This is a genomic window from Spirillospora sp. CA-128828, from assembly GCF_050945415.1.
In the GTDB taxonomy this organism is placed as follows: Bacteria; Actinomycetota; Actinomycetes; order Streptosporangiales; family Streptosporangiaceae; genus Spirillospora.
This window is the reverse complement of the sequence record NZ_CP191986.1, coordinates 6,751,267-6,768,779: the sequence shown is the minus strand read 5'-3', so window position 1 is coordinate 6,768,779 and position 17,513 is coordinate 6,751,267. Positions and strand designations below refer to the sequence as shown.

General features: G+C 71.7%; 16 protein-coding genes. 11 read left to right on the top strand and 5 right to left on the bottom strand.

Annotation, left to right across the window (positions count from 1 at the left end; genetic code table 11):
• The first annotated feature begins 7 nt into the window (after window positions 1-7).
• From ACQPXG_RS32635 to ACQPXG_RS32615, 5 genes are all read left to right on the top strand, one after another.
• Entirely contained in the window at window positions 8-958 is a 951-nt protein-coding gene (locus ACQPXG_RS32635; RefSeq protein WP_433462976.1) for an alpha/beta fold hydrolase, read from the top strand.
• 67 nt (window positions 959-1,025) lie between these two features.
• Window positions 1,026-2,936 (top strand): WD40 repeat domain-containing serine/threonine protein kinase, encoded by a 1,911-nt coding sequence (locus tag ACQPXG_RS32630; protein WP_433462975.1) that lies wholly within the window; start codon window positions 1,026-1,028, stop codon window positions 2,934-2,936.
• Entirely contained in the window at window positions 2,936-4,726 is a 1,791-nt protein-coding gene (locus ACQPXG_RS32625; protein ID WP_433462974.1) for a WD40 repeat domain-containing serine/threonine protein kinase, read from the top strand. Before ACQPXG_RS32630 ends, ACQPXG_RS32625 begins: the two co-directional genes overlap by 1 nt.
• A 41-nt stretch (window positions 4,727-4,767) precedes the next feature.
• Window positions 4,768-5,475: a helix-turn-helix transcriptional regulator gene (locus tag ACQPXG_RS32620; RefSeq protein ID WP_433462973.1), complete on the top strand. Its 708-nt coding sequence runs from the start codon at window positions 4,768-4,770 to the stop codon at window positions 5,473-5,475.
• 91 nt (window positions 5,476-5,566) lie between these two features.
• A complete protein-coding gene (locus ACQPXG_RS32615) occupies window positions 5,567-5,929 on the top strand; it encodes a VOC family protein (protein ID WP_433462972.1) in 363 nt (120 codons plus the stop codon).
• Window positions 5,930-5,979: 50 nt separating this feature from the next.
• Here ACQPXG_RS32615 and ACQPXG_RS32610 read toward each other — a convergent pair whose 3' ends face one another.
• Together ACQPXG_RS32610 and ACQPXG_RS32605 are read right to left on the bottom strand one after the other, a co-directional pair.
• Window positions 5,980-6,246: a hypothetical protein gene (locus tag ACQPXG_RS32610; RefSeq protein WP_433462971.1), complete on the bottom strand. Its 267-nt coding sequence runs from the start codon at window positions 6,244-6,246 to the stop codon at window positions 5,980-5,982.
• 22 nt (window positions 6,247-6,268) lie between these two features.
• Window positions 6,269-7,027: a L,D-transpeptidase gene (locus ACQPXG_RS32605; protein WP_433462970.1), complete on the bottom strand. Its 759-nt coding sequence runs from the start codon at window positions 7,025-7,027 to the stop codon at window positions 6,269-6,271.
• A 93-nt stretch (window positions 7,028-7,120) separates the two neighbouring features.
• Here ACQPXG_RS32605 and ACQPXG_RS32600 point away from each other — a divergent pair, with 93 nt between their 5' ends.
• From ACQPXG_RS32600 to ACQPXG_RS32585, 4 genes are all read left to right on the top strand, one after another.
• Window positions 7,121-7,804, top strand: coding sequence for a response regulator transcription factor (locus tag ACQPXG_RS32600; protein ID WP_433462969.1), 684 nt, complete (start codon window positions 7,121-7,123; stop codon window positions 7,802-7,804).
• Entirely contained in the window at window positions 7,794-9,797 is a 2,004-nt protein-coding gene (locus tag ACQPXG_RS32595; RefSeq protein ID WP_433462968.1) for an ATP-binding protein, read from the top strand. Before ACQPXG_RS32600 ends, ACQPXG_RS32595 begins: the two co-directional genes overlap by 11 nt.
• 149 nt (window positions 9,798-9,946) lie before the next feature.
• Window positions 9,947-11,263: an aspartyl protease family protein gene (locus ACQPXG_RS32590; RefSeq protein WP_433462967.1), complete on the top strand. Its 1,317-nt coding sequence runs from the start codon at window positions 9,947-9,949 to the stop codon at window positions 11,261-11,263.
• 29 nt (window positions 11,264-11,292) lie between these two features.
• Entirely contained in the window at window positions 11,293-12,375 is a 1,083-nt protein-coding gene (locus ACQPXG_RS32585; RefSeq protein WP_433462966.1) for an endonuclease/exonuclease/phosphatase family protein, read from the top strand.
• Window positions 12,376-12,393: 18 nt separating this feature from the next.
• On the opposite strand, the gene ACQPXG_RS32580 is transcribed toward ACQPXG_RS32585, so the two are convergent.
• Window positions 12,394-12,585, bottom strand: a complete 192-nt coding sequence (locus tag ACQPXG_RS32580; protein ID WP_433462965.1) for a DUF397 domain-containing protein — start codon at window positions 12,583-12,585, stop codon at window positions 12,394-12,396.
• Window positions 12,582-13,436 carry a helix-turn-helix domain-containing protein gene (locus ACQPXG_RS32575; protein WP_433462964.1) on the bottom strand — a complete coding sequence of 285 codons (855 nt, stop codon included), beginning with the start codon at window positions 13,434-13,436 and terminating at the stop codon, window positions 12,582-12,584. The genes ACQPXG_RS32580 and ACQPXG_RS32575 overlap by 4 nt, the downstream gene beginning before the upstream one ends.
• A gap of 228 nt (window positions 13,437-13,664) precedes the next feature.
• On the opposite strand from ACQPXG_RS32575, the gene ACQPXG_RS32570 reads away from it, so the two are divergent.
• Window positions 13,665-14,141 (top strand): ATP-binding protein, encoded by a 477-nt coding sequence (locus ACQPXG_RS32570; protein ID WP_433462963.1) that lies wholly within the window; start codon window positions 13,665-13,667, stop codon window positions 14,139-14,141.
• Window positions 14,138-14,512 carry a VOC family protein gene (locus ACQPXG_RS32565; RefSeq protein WP_433462962.1) on the top strand — a complete coding sequence of 125 codons (375 nt, stop codon included), beginning with the start codon at window positions 14,138-14,140 and terminating at the stop codon, window positions 14,510-14,512. Before ACQPXG_RS32570 ends, ACQPXG_RS32565 begins: the two co-directional genes overlap by 4 nt.
• Window positions 14,513-14,615: 103 nt before the next feature.
• Here ACQPXG_RS32565 and aceE read toward each other — a convergent pair whose 3' ends face one another.
• Window positions 14,616-17,405 carry a pyruvate dehydrogenase (acetyl-transferring), homodimeric type gene (gene aceE / locus ACQPXG_RS32560; protein ID WP_433462961.1) on the bottom strand — a complete coding sequence of 930 codons (2,790 nt, stop codon included), beginning with the start codon at window positions 17,403-17,405 and terminating at the stop codon, window positions 14,616-14,618.
• Window positions 17,406-17,513 lie beyond the last annotated feature (108 nt).

Below are 17,513 nucleotides of genomic sequence, written 5' to 3'. Positions count from 1 at the left end.
GATATCGATGACCGAGATCACGCATCGCCTCGTCCGGTCGGACAGCGGACTGCGCATGCACGTCGCCGAGGCGGGCGAGGGGCCGCTCGTCCTGCTCCTGCACGGCTTCCCCGAATGCTGGTACTCCTGGCGCCACCAGCTCACCGCGCTCGCCGACGCCGGTTTCCACGCCGTCGCCCCCGACCAGCGCGGCTACGCCCGGACGGGCGGCCCCGCCGAAACCGATCAGTACACGATCCTGCACCTGGCCGGGGACGCGGTCGGGCTCATCGACGCGCTCGGCGCCGAACGCGCCGTCGTTGCAGGCCACGACTGGGGCGCGCCCGTCGCGTGGGCCGTCGCGCAGATGCGCCCGGACAAGGTCCGCGGGGTGATCGGGATGTCGGTCCCGCACCGTCCGCGCAGCAGCAGGCCGCCGGTCGAGGCCATGCGCGGCCTGTTCGGCGACGGCTTCTACATGGTGCGCTTCCAGCAGCCGGACCTCCCCGAGGCCGAACTCGACCGTGACCGGGCGGCCACCTTCCGCCGCATGCTGTACGCCACGTCGGGCGACGGCCCCGCCCCCGCGCTGATCGCCCCGCCGGACGGCGGCTTCCTCGACGTCCTGCCGGAGCCGGAGAAGCTGCCCGGCTGGCTCACCGAGGACGACATCGCGACCTACGTGGAGGAGTACGCGGAGAGCGGCTTCACCGGCCCGGTCAACTGGTACCGCAACCTCGACCGCAACTGGGAGCTGACCGCCGCCTGGCACCGCGCCCCGATCGGCCCGCCCGCCCTGTTCATCGCCGGCGACCGCGACCTCGTCGCCGTCGGCGCCCGCGACGCGATCGACTCCATGACCGACTTCGTGCCCAACCTCCGCGACACCGTCTGGCTGTCCGGATGCGGCCACTGGACGCAGCAGGAACGTCCCGCCGAGGTCACCGGCGCCATGCTCGCCTTCCTCCGCGATCTTTAGTCGTTCAAGCAGCGTCACACCCGCAGAGAAGACTGCGGGACGGCTGAATGGACACGGGAGCGCCCATATGGAAGCGCTGCGCGACGGTGACCCCCGCCGTGTCGGCCCCTACCGGTTGGAGGGGCGGCTCGGTGCCGGGGGTATGGGCGAGGTCTTCCTCGGCGTCTCGTCCGGCGGTCGCCGGGTCGCGGTGAAGGTCGTCCGTGCCGAGCATCTGGGGCGCCCGGAGTTCCGGGTGCGGTTCGCACGTGAGGTGGAGGCGGCGCGGAAGGTGGGCGGTTTCTACACCGCGCAGGTTGTGGACGCCGATCCGGACGCGGACGAGCCGTGGATGGCGACCGCCTTCGTCCCCGGCCCGTCGCTGCGCGAGGCCGCACCGTTGGACGCCGCCGGGGTGCGGGCGCTGGGAGCCGCGCTGGCGGAGGGGCTGGCGGCGATCCACGCGAGCGGGCTGGTGCACCGGGACCTCAAGCCCGGCAACGTGATCATGTCGCAGGACGGCCCGCGCATCATCGACTTCGGCATCGCCCGCGCCGTCGGCGCGGGATCACTGACCGCGGACGGTGCGGTCCTCGGCACATACGCCTACATGGCGCCCGAGCAGGTGCTGGGCGACACGTCCGGGCCGCCCGCCGACGTGTTCGCGCTGGGCTGCGTGCTGGTCTTCGCCGCGCGGGGGCGCAGCCCGTTCGACGCCGCGACGATCCCGGCCATCGTGCACCGCGTCCTCAACGAGGAGCCCGACCTGGACGGGGTGGCGGAGCCGCTGCGTCCGCTCGTGACGGCCTGCCTGGCCAAGGACCCGGCCGACCGCCCGGACACCGACCGGATCCTCGCTCACCTCGCCGACCCGGACACCGCGCCGCTCGCCGCGTCCTCCGCACGCCGGGACGACGACCCCACGGTGGAGCGCCGCACGATGCTGGTCACCCGGGTGACGGACGCTGTCCGGCCCGCCGGGATTCCGCGCCGGAGGATGCTCGCCGGAGCGGCGGCGGCAACGGCGGCCGCCTTGGGGGTGCCGGCATTCCTGCTCACTCGGGGCGGCGAACGGCCTCAGACGGCGCCGTCCGGCGACGCGATGCTGCCGCCCACCACGACTCTCACCAAGGACGGGCAACCGGTGGAGGCGGTGGCGTTCAGCCCGGACGGCCGGTTCCTCGTCTGCGGCGGGACGCAGGCGGAGACCGTGTACCTGTGGGACCACGCCGCCGGGAACGTCATCCACGAGTTGAGCGCACCCGCCGGTGTGGCGGCCTTGGCGTTCAGCCCGGACGGCAAGCTGCTGGCCACCGGCCACACGAACGCCATGGTCCTCCTGTGGGACGTCGAGTCGGCGGACACCCGGCCGCCCCGCCGGCTGCGGACGCTCCGCGGCAAGGGGGCCGGTGTCGGTGCCCTCGCGTTCAGTCCGGACGGCCGGACCCTCGCCGGGCCGGACCGGCTCTGGACCACCGCCACCGGGGGCGTCCTTGGCGACCTTTCCGGCGCCGACGGGGTGCGGGCCGTGGTGTTCAGCCGGGACGGCCGCCGCGTCATGGCCGGGTTGGAAGGCGACCCGGGTTCGGTGCGGGTGTGGGACGTCCGCACCCGCAACCCGATCATCCACGTCGCCGACCGGGGGCAGACGAGTTCACTGGCCCTCACCCCGGACGGCCGAACATGGGTTTCAGCAGGTGGCGGTGCCACGATCCGGCTGTGGGACGCCATTCGCGTCCGCATCACCGGTGTCCTCGACTCCGGCCAAGCCGCAGACGTCACCGAAGTGGCCGTCAGCGCGGACGGCAAGGTGCTGGCCGGCGCCGGCACCGATCTCACCGTCCGGTTGTGGGACCTGGCGGCGCACCGAGTGACCGCCACCTTGGCCGGGACCGGCGAACGGATCAGGGGGCTCGCGCTCGCCCCGGACGGACGGACGGTGGCGGGCGGCAGCGAACGCCGCGGACAGGCCGCCGTGAACCTGTGGAGGCTGCGCTGATGCATCCGCTGCGCGACGGTGATCCCCGCCGTGTGGGTCCGTACCGGCTGGAGGGGCGCCTCGGTGCCGGGGGTATGGGCGAGGTGTTCCTTGGTGTCTCGTCCGGTGGTCGGCGGGTCGCGGTGAAGGTCATTCGTGCCGAGCATCTGGGTCGTCCGGAGTTCCGGGTGCGGTTCGCGCGTGAGATCGAGGCGGCCCGTAAGGTGGGCGGCTTCTATACCGCGCAGGTGGTGGACGCCGATCCGGAGGCGGACGAGCCGTGGATGGCGACCGCCTACGTCGCCGGCCCGTCCCTGCGTGAGGCCGCGCCACTGGACGTCCCCGGCATTCGCGCGCTCGGTGCGGCGCTGGCCGAGGGGCTGGCGGCGATCCACGCGAGCGGGCTGGTGCACCGGGACCTCAAGCCGGGCAACGTGATCATGTCGGAGGACGGGCCGCGCATCATCGACTTCGGCATCGCCCGCGCCGCCGACGCCACCGCGCTGACGTCCACCGGCGCGGTCGTCGGCACGTACGCGTTCATGTCGCCCGAGCAGGTCCGCGCCGACACGGCGGGCCCGGCGTCGGACGTGTTCTCCCTCGGCTGCGTCCTGGCGTTCGCCGCGACCGGACGCGCGCCGTTCGACGCGGACAACGTGCCGGGAATCGTCCACCGGATCGTCAGCGCTCCACCCGACCTGACCGGCGTGCCCGCGGAACTGCGCCCGGCGATCGAGGCGTGCCTGGCCAAGGAACCGGAGCGGAGGCCGTCTCCCGCCGAGGCGGCCCGGCTGCTGGCGGCGCCGCCCACCCGGACGGGACGCCGCACCGTCCTGATCGGCGGCGCCGCAGCGGGCGCCGTCGCCGTCCTGGGCGTGCCGGCCCTTCTGTGGTGGTGGTCACGTGACGCCGAGGGCAGCACGCCGCTGAAGAAGCCCCAGCCGGTCGTCCTCGCCGGTGGACCGGTCGCGACGTTCCAGCTCGCGTTCACCCCGGACTCCGCGACGCTGGTCTGCGCGGGTACCGGGCAGATCTGGCGGTGGACCGTCGCCACCGGCCGGGGAACCGCGCACGAGCTGGGCGACGACGGCGCCGACCAGCTCACGGCGCTCAGCGGGGACGGCCGGCTGCTGGCGACCCTTCGCGGGCAGGGCCCGGTCCGGCTCTGGGACGCGGCCACCGGTGCCCGGCTCCGGACGATCATGCCTGAGGTCAGGGCGTACACCAAGGCGCTCAGCCCGGACGGACGGACCCTCGCCGCCGTCGGAGCCGGCATCGAGCTCTGGGACACCGCGACCGGCCGCCGCACCGGCGCGTTCGCCCCGAGGAACGGTGCGCCCCTGCGGCTGGTCTTCGACGCGGCCGGTGAGCGGATCGCCGTCGTCGGCAGCCGCGGCGACATCCAGATCCACGACCTGCGGGCGCGCCGGGACATCGCGAACGCCGTGCCCAGGCGCGTCAACGTGCTGTTCACGTTCGCCCCGGACGGGCGGACCGCCGCGTCCGACGTTCCGGACGAGCCGGGTTGGACGGTAAGGATCCTGGACCTGCAAGCCGGGAAGCTGCGGGAGCTGAAAGGACACGAGGGCCGCGTGCAGGGCCTGGCGTTCAGCCCCGACAGCCGTGTCCTGGCCAGCGCGGCCAATGACGGGACGATCCGGCTGTGGAACACGCGCACCGGCGACCACTTCGCGAAGCTGGACTGGGAGAGGTCGGACGGGACGACCCTGGCGTTCAGCCCGGACGGCCGTCTGCTGGCCGCCGGTGCGGGCAGCGGCAACGGAACGGTGCGCCTCTGGCGCTTCCCATAGCGACCCCGGAAAATGTCGGAGCCGGCGCGTACGGTCGCCGCGTGAACCGGACCGACCGCTTGTACGCCTTGGTGGAGGAACTGCGCGCCTGCGCGCCGCGTCGGCTCACCGCGCGGGAGCTGGCAGCGAGGTACGAGGTGAGCGTCCGCACGATCGAGCGCGACATCGGCGCGCTCCAGCAGGCCGGGGTGCCGATCTTCGCGGACGTCGGCAGAGGCGGCGGCTACACCCTCGACAAGAGCCGGACACTGCCGCCGCTGAACTTCACCCCCGCCGAGGCCGTCGCCGTCGCGATCACGCTGTCCCGGGCGGGCGGCTCGCCGTACTCCCGGTCGGCCCGCACGGCTCTGCAGAAGATCGTCACAGCGATGTCGGCGGCCGACAGCGCCTCGGCCCGCGAACTGGCCGACCGCATCCGCTTCCTCACCCCCGCCGGAAACGACGACCCGTCGTCCGTGCCCGCCGTGCTGGAGGAGGCCGTCACGACCCGCCGGGTGGTCCGCCTCACCTACGTCGACCGGACGGGCGTCGAAACCGAACGCGATGTCGAGCCCGTCACCTTCACCGGGTCCGGTAAGGGCTGGTACCTGACCGCCTGGTGCCGGATGCGGGGCGGCCGCCGCATTTTCCGCACCGACCGCGTCCGCCGCGCCGCCCTGCTGGAGGAGACCGCCCCCGACCGGGCCGCCGAGGCCTTGCACGACGACATCCCGAGCGGCTACGTCGTCCGCCCCCTGGAATTCGTCTAGGAACTCCGACACAAGGCTGTCGCGCCCTCCGCCCAGCATCGGTTCCACGGCGGCGTACACCGCCACGACACCGACACGGAGGACACGCATCATGAGCACCCCGTACAACACCGTCGCCTGGTTCCAGGTCGGCAGCGACGCGCCGGACGAGGCCCGCCGCTTCTACGGCGACATGTTCGGCTGGCGCTTCGCGGACGACACCGCCGACGAGGGCTATGAGCTGATCACCTACCCGGGCGCCGAGGCCCCGAGCGGCGGCCTGACCGCCCAGGGCGGCCCGCACGCCGTGTTCTTCATCCTGGTCGAGGACGTGGACGCCGTCTGCGCCGAGGCCGAGCGGCACGGCGGCAAGATCGCCGTCCCTCCGGTGACCGCCACGAGCGGCCTCCGCTTCGCCCACCTGGAAGACCCCTCAGGCAACCGCTTCGGCATCTTCAAAGAGCCCGCCGCCTGACCGTGCGGCAGGCCCGCATGACGGGAGACGTGCGGGCCTGCCGGTCACGGTCAGCCGGTGTAGTTCGGCGCCTTGGGGATGGGCTTGGCGATCGGCGGCACGCCGGGCTTCGCCGGGCTGCCGCCGGGGCGGCGGGTGGGGTTCGGCTCGCCAGGGCGGCGGGTCGGGTCCAGGTGCCCGGGGCGGCGGGTCGGGTCCTGGGCGCCGGGTGAGGCGGTCGGCTTGGGCGGGGTGGTGGTGGCCTCCGCGGTGGCCAGGCCGGTGCCGGCCAGGCCGACGCCCAGCGCGACGGCCGCGATGAGAGGCTTCAGGCGCATCGATGTTCCTTCCGTTGCTGTTTCATTTCTTGACGACGACAGGTGTGCCGATCGCCAGGTTCTTGGCCATCCAGGTGATGTCGTCGTTGCCGACCCGCACGCAGCCGTGGCTGGCCTTGCCGCCCAGCGCCGACGTCTTGTTCGTGCCGTGTACGGCGAGCTGGCCCCGGCCACCTGCGAAGGACTTCAGCGTCGGCGAGAAACCGCTCAGCCCGAAGGCGTAAGCGCCGTAGGCGCCATTGGGGTTCGGCGGTTCGACCAGCTCGGTGAAGTAGAAACGGCCGGCCGGGGTCGGGGTGCCGCCCTCGCCGGTGGCGACCTTGCCGGTGCGCAGCACCTTGCCGCCGTCGAAGACGGTGAACGTGAACGCCTTCGGGTCGATCTCGATGCGGTGGGGCGTCGACGACAGCGTGACGTCGGACGCCTTGACCCAGCCGGTGCTGCCGTTGGGCCGGACCGGCAGCAGCACCTTGAGCCAGTCGCCGTCCTTGGCGTCGACGAGGAAGACCCGGGTGGCGCCCATCTCGTTCGGGCTGGACAGCGTCTTCCAAACGGCGCCGTCGCCCTTCTCCTTGTGGACGGCGATCTGGCGGCCGCGCACGGTCGCTATCTCGGCACCGGCCTGCTGCCCTGCCCCCTGTTGCTCGGCGGCGGCCGCCGGGTGGGCCGCCTGGGGCGGACCGTCCCCTGATCCGCCGTCGCTCGACGAGCCGCAGCCGGCCAGTCCGGCGATCAGGCCGGCGGCGAGCAGGGCGCCGGTGTGAATCTTGACTTGGCGCATGCCGCGAGATGCTGGCCGAGGACTGTGAAGAACCTGTGAGGCCGATGTGATGATCTCGTGGTGCCGGTCACGGGTCGCCTACGCTCGGGGGCCATGTGCGCGAATGTCCTTGTCGCGGAGGATGACGCCAAACAGGCGGAGCTGCTGCGCCGCTATCTCCAGCGCGAGGGGCACTCCGTGGTCGTCGTCCACGACGGGCGGGCCGCGATCGACGAGGCTCGCGCGCGCCGCCCCGACCTCGTGCTGCTCGACGTGATGATGCCGGGCGTCGACGGCCTCGACGTGTGCCGGGGGCTGCGCGCCGAGTCCGACGTGCCGGTGCTGATGCTGACCGCCCGCTCGACCGAGGACGACCTCCTGCTCGGCCTCGACCTCGGCGCCGACGACTACGTCACCAAGCCGTACAGCCCACGCGAGCTGATGGCCCGGGTGCGCACGCTGCTGCGGCGGGCCGGAAACGGCGAGCGGGTGTACCGGGTCGGCGGCATCACGGTGGACCCCGAGCGGCACACGGTGCTCGTGGACGGGCGCGAGGTCGAGTGCACGCCCGCGGAGTTCCGCATCCTGGAGGCGCTGGCCACGCGGCCGGAGCGGGTCCTCACCCGGGCGCAGCTCCTGGAGCATCTGCACGGCTTCGACCGTTTCATCACCGAGCGCACGGTCGACGTGCACGTGAAGAACCTGCGCAAGAAGATCGAGCCGCAGCCGCGGCGGCCGGTCCGGCTGTGCACGGTGTACGGCGTCGGGTACAAGCTGGTCGGCGACCGTGCGCCATAGCCTGCTCGTGCGGCTGGTCGCCAGTTCGGTGCTGATCGCGGTGTGCTCGATCGTGGCGACCGCGTGGCTTGCGGCGCGCAGCACGTCCGGTGAGATCCGGAACCAGCAGGGCCGGACGCTCGCCCGTGACGCCCGCATCAACGACGCGCTGCTCGGCTACGCGGCGAGCCACCCGCGTTGGGACGGCGTCGAGGAGACCGTGCGCGGGCTGGCCCGGCAGAGCGGCCAGCGGGTCGCGCTGGCGACCGAGGGCGGCACCCGGATCGCGGACTCGGCGGCCGGCCGGCCGCCGCTGCCCGCGCGCCCCTCGGCCGTCGTCGACCCGCTCGCCGTCGACGTCTCGCTGCTGCCCGGCGCGGCCACCGACCGGATCGACGCGCGTGCGGCCGGGCCGTTCCGGCTGCCGGAGTCCGAGCGGCTACGGCTGCGCGAGGAGGTCGACGCGCAGGCGGCGTGCCTGCGCCGTGAGGGGCAGCGCGCCACGGTCGTCGTCGGGCCCGGCGGCCGCCCGTACCTCCGCCGCGAGGGCGGTCCGAGCAACCCGGCACCGCCCACGAACCGCCCTCGCCCGCCCGGCGGGGCGCCGTCCGGACTCGGCCCTTCCGCACCGCGATCGTCCGGTGGCGAAGCGGTGCGGCTCACCGGCGGCGCCGGGACGCGGCCGGTCGCGGTCGCGACGACGCCGGCACCCGGCTCGCCGACCGATCCGGGGGAGACTGCGCGGCGGCCGGGGACCAGGCCCGGCACGCCGACCGGCGCACCCGGCGAGAGGCCGGCGGACCGGCCCGCCGCGACGCCGATCCCCACGGTGGCGCCGGACCCCGCGGTGCCGCCCGCGCCGTGCTCGCCGGACGCTCCAGGGCCGACCACCACCGAGAAGCGCGCCCTGAACCAGCTTGCCGCCCTGGTCAGGCAGTGCCGCGGAAGCAAGGTCGACGTGTGGCTGGACGAGACCGGCACGCCGGCCGCCCCGGCGTCGGCCGCCGAGTGCCTGGCCACCGCGCGCCGCACCCAGTTGAAGTCGTACGTCGCGCCGGCCGCGCTGCTCTACATCGGTTCGCCGGAGGACCGTACGCCGGTCATCGACCCGTACGGCATCGCGGGGGTCACCGCGGTGATCCTCGTCCTGGCGGTCGGGGTCAGCGTGCTCGTCGCCACCCGGCTGGTGCGGCCGGTGCGGGCGGTGACCGCGGCGGCCCGGCTGATGCGGGCCGGCGACGGCTCGGCGCGGATCATGGTGCGCGCCAAGGGCGAGGTCGGCGAGCTGGGCGCCGCGTTCAACGAGATGTCCGAGCACCTGGACCGCATGGAGCGGCAGCGCAAGGCGATGGTCAGCGACGTGTCGCACGAGCTGCGCACGCCGCTGAGCAACATCCGCGGATGGCTGGAGGCCGCCCAGGACGGCGTGGCCGAGCTGGATCCGGCGCTGACCGCTTCGCTGGTCGAGGAGGCCACGTTGCTGCAGCACATCGTCGACGACCTGCAGCAACTCGCGCTCGCCGACGTCGGCAGGCTGCGGCTGCACCCGGAGCCGGTCGACGTGGCCGACCTGGTCGAGCAGCTCGCGACCGTCTACCGCGCCGCGGCCGAGGCCGCCGAGCTGGTGCTGACCGTCGAGGTGACCGGTCGCCCGCACCTGGACGCCGACCCGGTGCGGCTGCGGCAGGCGGTCGGCAACCTGCTCGCCAACGCGGTCCGCTACACGCCGGCCGGCGGGCGGGTGACGCTGCGCGCGCACGCCGACGGCGATGACGTGCTGATCGAGGTGGCCGACACCGGGCCGGGCATCGCGCCCGAGCACCTGCCGTACGTCTTCGACCGGTTCTGGCGGGCCGAGAAGTCGCGCAGCCGGCAGACCGGCGGCAGCGGCCTGGGCCTGGCCATCGTGCGGCACCTCGCCGAGGCGCACGGCGGATCCGCGGCGGTGCGCGGCGAGCCGGGCCGGGGCGCGACGTTCGTCCTGCGGCTGCCCCGCTCGCCGGACCACGGCTAGAGATCCAGTGCCCGTATCGCGGGCGTATCGAAAAACGCATACGCCACCGCAACAGGCTCCCATCTTCCATGGAGGCGCGGACCACGGCGGTCCGTGCCGAGGGCGGGGCGCCCCGGCTTCGGAGGGTGATCACGACAAGGGAGATGGCCGTGGCCGATGACAGAGCATGGGACCGGCGTTCGCTGCTGCGGGGTGCGGCCGTGGTGGCCGGTGCCGCTGCGGCGGCACCGCTGCTGGGCGGGACGGGTACGGCGCAGGCCGACGGCGGTGACGCGGACGCGTTGTTCAAGGCCGGGAAGTTCGAGCAGGCCGGCCGCGCGTATGAGGAGATTCTGAAAAAGGACCCCACGAATCTGCACGCGGCGCGCCAGCGCGGCTATGTCGGGCTACTGGGCAACAAGTTCCCCGACGCGGAGAAGTTCCTCACGATGGCCCTCAAGCTGGCGCCCGACGACAAGGAGACCAACCAGCTGCTGGGTGACTGCTACATGCGGCAGGACAAGTTCGCCCTCTCCGTACCACGCTGGCGAGCGGGCGGCGAGGAAGGTTACGCCAAATGGTTCGCGGCAGTCCGCGGTACGCCGTATGAGATCCACGGCGACATCGGCCGGGTGGAATGGAAGCAGCTGGACCCGGAACCGCTGGTAGAAGCCTCGGTCAACGGCGGCGCACCCAAGCTCTTCACGTTCTACACCGGCGCCCCGAATCTGAGCCTGTCCGCATCGGCGGCCAAACAAGCCGGGCTGAACCCCGTGTACAAGGAAAAGACCGACTTCGAAGGCATCTCCATTTGGGTGTACTACGGGGTGCTGGACTCCTTCAAGCTGGGCGGCCTCGAACTGCGCAACGTCCCCGTGGGCTGGTCGTCGACGGAGTCGGGCGGAGATGTCGGCACCGACGATAACGGCCTGATCGGCACGTGGGTCTTCTACCACCTGCTGACCACCTTCGACTACGCGGGCCAGTCGCTGATCCTGCGCCGCCCGACCCCCGCGGCGGCCAGGAAGGTACGCGCCGACGCCGCTCAGAGGGGCACCAGGCCCCTGCCGGTGTGGCTGTCCCGTGACCACGACGTCAGCAGCATCGGCAGCATCGCCGGCTCCGGCCCACGGGTGATGGGCGTGAACTTCGGCGGACGCAGCGGCGAGGCCGCCGCGGGCATGCCCGGGGAGGTGGCCAAGCAGCTGGGGGTCCGCACCGACTACGACCGCCCGATCGAGACCTTTGCCCACAGCCACCCGGCCACCACCTACCCCTGCTATCCGAAGGAGATCCGCCTCGGCGCCGCCGTCGCCAAGGAGGTCTACTGCGAAACGAAGCCAGGCGGGCAGGTCAACGTGCCCTGGCCCTACGGGCCAGGGATCGACATGACGGGCCACTTCGCCCACTGCTTCTTCAAGCCCTACAACATCACCCTCGACTTCACCCACATGAACCTCTACATCGCCCGGGGCAAGGCCACGTGATCATCGCGGGCAGTGAGCCGGGACGGTCGATGACGGAGGTGGACACGGCGGAGACCGAGCAGGGTGGCGCCGCCGCTCCCCGGGATGCCGGCGACGGGACCTGGCGCGTGCGGATCCGTCGGGTGCTCCGTGTCTGCTCGCGGCCGGGTCCCTGGAAGCGCGGCCTGGTCCTGGCAGTGGTGGCGGTGCTGCTGGGCCTGGTCATGCTGCTGCATGCGCAGATCCCGAACCGGGTCGGGAACCTCGGCAGCCTGGTGGAGACGTTCCTGCCGTGGTTCGGCCTGGTGATCCCGGTGCTGCTGGCCGGGGCACTGTGGCGCCGCTCGGCTTCCGCGGTGGTCGCGCTGGTGCTGCCGGTCGTGGTGTGGCTGAGCCTCTTCGGCGGGCTGCTCGGCGACAAGTCCGGCCCGGGCGGCGACCTCACCGTGGCCAGTCACAACGTCGGCGCCGACAACCCCGACCCGGTCGGCACCGCCCGTGATCTGGCCGCGTCCGGCGCGGACGTGCTGGCACTGGAGGAGCTGGCCCAGCAGGCCCGAGGCACGTACGAGAAGGAACTCGCCAAGGCATACCCGCACCACACGGTGCAGGGCACGGTCGGGCTGTGGAGCAAGCTGCCGCTGTCCGACACCCGGCCGGTCGACATCAAGATGGACTACGGGCCACTGGCGGATTCCAAGCCGGTCGACATCGAGATGGACGACGCCCGGGCGCTGCGCACCACGGTGGCCACGGACCAGGGGCCGTTGGTGGTGTACGTGGCCCACCTGGCGTCCGTACGGGTGAATCCCAGGGCGGGCTTTGGGGTGGCCCAGCGGGACAGAGGCGCGCAGGCGCTCGGCCAGGCCATCGCCGCCGAGCAGAACGAGCGGGTGGTGCTGCTCGGCGACCTCAACGGCACCATGGACGACCGCGCGTTCGCCGAGATCACCTCGCAGATGCGTTCGGCCCAGGTCGCGGCCGGGGACGGCTTCGGCTTCACCTGGCCGGCGAATTTCCCGGTGGCCCGCATCGACCAGATCCTGGTCCGCGGCGTGAAGCCGGAGAGTTCGCGGGTGCTGCCCGCCACCGGCAGCGACCACCTGCCAGTAGCGGCCGGAATCACCTGGTGAACTCCGCGCCGGACTGTGTCAGCGCTTCAGGTGGGTGAGGAGGGTGGCAAAGTCTTGGCGAGTGATGGTGAGCTGTGGGGCGGCGGGGTTCTTGCTGTCGCGGATGCCGACGTGGTCGTTCAGTTCGGCGATCTCGACGCACTCGCCTTCGTTGGCGCCGCTGTGGGTGCTTTTGCGCCAGTGGGCCTGGGACGGGTCGGGGATCTTCATGATTGTGACGCTACCTCGTTGATGAGTTCCAGCGAAGCAGTCCTGCTGAGTGCTGCCGCGAGCAATTGCTTGAAGGTGTCCTCGTGCGTCGCGACCTTGTCCTCGTCCTCCACGAAGATGCTCTCATTGAACTGGTCGCCCACGGACACCGTGAGCCGTCCGGGTGGGCGCAGGGAGAGCAGATGGTATGGGGTGATGAGCCCGAGGTACTCGCTTGCCGTCCGGGGAAGGACGTGGAGTTCCACGTGATCGAGCCGTGCGGCTTCGGCCAGTCGCCGAACCTGCGTGCGCAGGATTGCGGGATCACCGCCGACCTGGTTGTAGAGGACAGCTTCCGCGATGATCGGTATGTAGCGGGGTGGGTCAGGGCGATTCAGCACTTGCTGCCGCGACATCCGGAAATCGACCAGAGTTCTGACATCGTGGGGATGTTTGGCGCTGCCGACTCCGATGATCTCCCGGGCGTAGGCGGGGTTCTGGAGTAACCCTGGGACGATGCCGGATTGGAAGGTGCGGATCTCGGCGGCGTCCTCTTCCAGGCTTGCAAGGTCGAGGGCGGCGGCGGAGATTCGGTATTCGTACGTCCGTACCCAGGTGCCGGGGTTGTGGGTGGCGAGGTGGAGGAGGGACTCGCGGAGGGGGCCGTCGTCGATGCCGTAGAAGTCGAGGAGGTCGCCGAGTTCTTCGGGGGCGACGAACTGGAGGCCGTTCTCGACCATGCTCAGCCAGCCCTGGGAGCGGCCGAAACGGCGGGCCACGGTGGCGACGGTCAGGTGGTGATGGTCGCGGGCTTTGCGGAGCGCCGAGCCGATCCGGCGCTGGCGAACGGTGGGGGCGTTCCCGGAAGGCATCTCTCCAGCGTGTCACCGAGTGTGGTCGCGCGTACACGGAATCGCGGCGCATTGAACGTTCAGCCGGGAAACGTTCAGGGCGGGCGACACGAGGACATCGGGCGGCGAATGTGGCGGGCGACTCCGAATCGAAAGGAGGCGCCCGATGGGAGCGCCCGAGACGAGAAGGACCCGGCCGATCAAGAAGGGGACGACGGTCCGTCGTGGTGTGTCGTGGGTGGCGTCGTGATGAGCGGCGGGCTGGTCGTGGTCGGCACCATAACGCTTCCGGGCGTCCGGAGGTCCGTCGGGTACGCGCGGCGGTTCCTGCGGGACCTGCTGCCGCCCGGCCATCCTGTGCTGGACGATCTGGTGACGGTCGGAAGCGAGACCGTCTGCAACGCCATCACCCACACGGCCTCGGGTGACGGCGGCCGGGTGACGGTCAGCCTGCTGGCCGGAGGGGACGTCTACCGCCTGGAGGTCGCCGACGACGGTGCGGGCGGCGGGCGTCCGCGCCTCAAGGCGGAGACCGGTGCAGAGAGCGGACGCGGGCTGCGGGTCGTGGAAGCTCTCTCGGAGAGCTGGGGGTTCCGGGCGGACGGGGACCGCACCGTCGTGTGGTCGGAACTCCGATTCGAGAACTCGGCCGGAAACCCCGACAGGGGGCTGTCGCAAAGCTCCAGGACGCTGATGTCCGCAGCGTTCGAAGGAGGAAATCGATGAGTGTTCCCGCGTTCAACACCGTCACGTGGTTCCAGGTCGGCACGGACGCGCCGGAGGAGGCCCGCCGCTTCTACGGCGACATGTTCGGCTGGAAGTTCGCCGAGGACCCGGACACCGACGGCTACGACCTCGTCAGCTACCCGGGCGCCGACATGCCGAGCGGCGGCATCTCGCACCAGCCCGACGCGTCCGGCAACCACGCGATGTTCCTGGTCATGGTCGAGGACGTCGACGCCACCTGCGCGCAGACGGAGAAGAGCGGCGGCAAGATCGCGTTGCCCGCCGTGACCACGGGCAACGGTCTCAAGTTCGCCTACGTCGAGGACCCGGCGGGCAACCGCTTCGGCGTCTTCACACCCCCCGCGCCCTGACACGGGCGCGCAAAGGGCCCCGAGGCGAACCTCGGGGCCCTTTCCCGTCCCGGGAAGCGGCGATTGCGGCCTACACCTCCGCGATCACCGTCTCCGGCACGAACTACGCGTCGCCGCCGGTGTTGCTCTCCGGGCTGCCGACGCCGCCGGCGAAGACGTCGCTGACCTGCGCGTCCAGGCGGTAGCGGGCGATCGCCTGCGGCAGCGTCTCCGGCTTGACCTCGCCGTGCCGGGCGAGCCGGGTGAGCACCGCGAGGACGACGGACGCGGCGTCCACGTGGAAGAACCGGCGGGCGGCGGCCCGGGTGTCGGAGAAACCGAACCCGTCGGTGCCGAGCGAGGTGAAGTCCCCGTGCACCCAGGGGGCGATCTGGTCGGGTACGGCGCGCATGTAGTCCGATACCGCCACGATCGGCCCGGCGACGCTGTCGAGCGTCCGGGAGACGTAGGGGACGCGCTGCTCGGCGTCGGGGTTCAGCAGGTTCCACTCGTCGCAGTCGCGGGCCTCGCGGGCCAGCTCGTTCCACGACGTCGCCGACCAGACGTCCGCGGCGACGCCCCAGTCCTCGGCGAGGAGCCGCTGCGCCTCCAGCGCCCACCGGCCGCCGACGCCGGACGCGAGGATCTGCGCCCGGGGGGTCTCGCCGTTCCCGGACGCGACGTCCGGGGCGGCCTTGTACCTGTACAGGCCCTTGAGGAGGCCGTCGACGTCGACGCCGTCCGGCTCGGCGGGCTGCTGGTACGGCTCGTTGTAGACGGTGAGGTAGTAGAAGACGTCCTCGCCGTCGGGGTGCTCCTCGGACGTCCCGTACATGCGGCGCAGCGCGTCCTTGACGATGTGCGCCAGCTCGAACGCCCACGTCGGGTCGTAGTGGACGCAGGCCGGGTTGGACGCGGCGAGCAGCGGGGAGTGGCCGTCGGCGTGCTGCAGGCCCTCACCGGTGAGGGTGGTGCGTCCGGCGGTGGCGCCGAGCAGGAACCCGCGGCCCATCTGGTCGCCGAGCGCCCACATCTGGTCGCCGGTCCGCTGGAACCCGAACATCGAGTAGAAGATGTACACCGGGATCATGTGCTCGCCGTGCGTGGCGTACGAGGTGGCCGCGGCGATGGTGGACGCCATCGAGCCGGCCTCGCTGATGCCCTCGTGCAGCATCTGGCCGCTCTCGGACTCCTTGTACGACAGCAGCAGCTTGCGGTCCACCGCGTCGTAGGTCTGCCCGTGCGGGGAGTAGATCTTGGACGTGGGGAACAGCGAGTCCATGCCGAACGTGCGGTACTCGTCCGGCGCGATCGGCACGAACCGGGCGCCGATGTTCTCGTCCTTGATCAGGTCCTTGAGCAGCCGGACGAACGCCATGGTCGTGGCGACGTTCTGCTTGCCGGAGCCCTTCTTCAGCTCGCTGTAGACGGGCTCGCCGGGCAGCTTGAGCGGCTTGGCCCGCACCACGCGCTTCGGCAGGAACCCGCCGAGTGCGGCCCGCCGCTCGCGCATGTACTGGATCTCGTCGGAGTCCTCGCCCGGGTGGTAGTAGGGCGGGAGCGGCGCCTCCAGCGCCGAGTCGGGGATGTCCAGGTAGAGCCGGTCCCGGAACTCCTTGAGCTCGGCCTTGGTGAGCTTCTTCATCTGGTGGGTGGCGTTGCGGGCCTCGAAGTCGGAGCCGAGCGTCCAGCCCTTGATGGTGTGCGCGAGGATCACCGTCGGCTGCCCGACGTGCTCGCGGGCCGACTTGAACGCCGCGTACACCTTGCGGTAGTCGTGCCCGCCGCGGGACAGCTTGCGCAGGTCGTCGTCCGACAGATGCTGGACGATCTTGCGCAGCCGCGGGTCGGCGCCGAAGAACTTCTCCCGGATGTACTCGCCGGACTCGACGGTGAACGTCTGGAACTGGCCGTCCGGGGTGGTGTTCATCTGGTTGACCAGCACGCCGTCGACGTCCTGGGCGAGCAGCGGGTCCCAGTCGCGGCCCCAGATGACCTTGATGACGTTCCAGCCGGCGCCGCGGAAGAACGACTCCAGCTCCTGGATGATCTTGCCGTTGCCGCGGACCGGGCCGTCCAGCTGCTGCAGGTTGCAGTTGACGACGAAGGTGAGGTTGTCGAGCTCCTCGCGGGCGGCGAGGCCGATCGCGCCGAGCGACTCCGGCTCGCCCATCTCGCCGTCGCCGAGGAACGCCCACACGTGCGACCGGGACGTGTCCTTGATCTTGCGGTTGTACAGGTAGCGGTTGAACCGCGCCTGGTACACCGAGTCGATCGCGGTCAGGCCCATGGACACCGTGGGGAACTCCCAGAAGTCCGGCATGATCCGCGGGTGCGGGTAGGACGACAGGCCGCCGCCGGGGTGCGAGTGCTCCTGCCGGAACCCGTCGAGCTTGTCCTCGGGCAGCCGGCCCTCAAGGAACGCGCGGGCGTAGATGCCGGGGGCGGCGTGCCCCTGGATGAAGACCTGGTCGCCCGACTCGCCGTGGTCCTTGCCGCGGAAGAAGTGGTTGAAGCCCACCTCGTACAGCGAGGCCGCGGAGGCGTAGGTCGCGATGTGGCCGCCGACGCCGAGCTCCGGGCGGTTCGCCCGCGACACCATGATCGCGGCGTTCCACCGGATGTAGGCGCGGATGCGCCGTTCCACATGCTCGTCGCCGGGGAACCAGGGCTCGGACTCCGGCGGGATGGTGTTGATGAAGTCGGTGCTGCGCAGGCCGGGCACCCCGACCTGGAGTTCCCTGGCCCTTTCCAGGAGCCGCAGCATCACGTAGCGCGCCCTGCCGCGGCCTTCTGTCTTGATGACCGTGTCCAGCGACTCCAGCCACTCCCGGGTCTCGTCCGGGTTGATGTCGGGCAGCTGGCTCGGCAGGCCGTCGCTGATGATCGAAAAGCGTTGACGTCCGGAAGCCACGGGGTCCCCTCTGTCCTAGCCGTCTTTGCTGGTCAGACCTGGGCCGCCCGCGCGGGAGGCCGCCGGTCCCGGCAGACTGTTCGTCGCCTCGGTTCGTGATCCATCGTC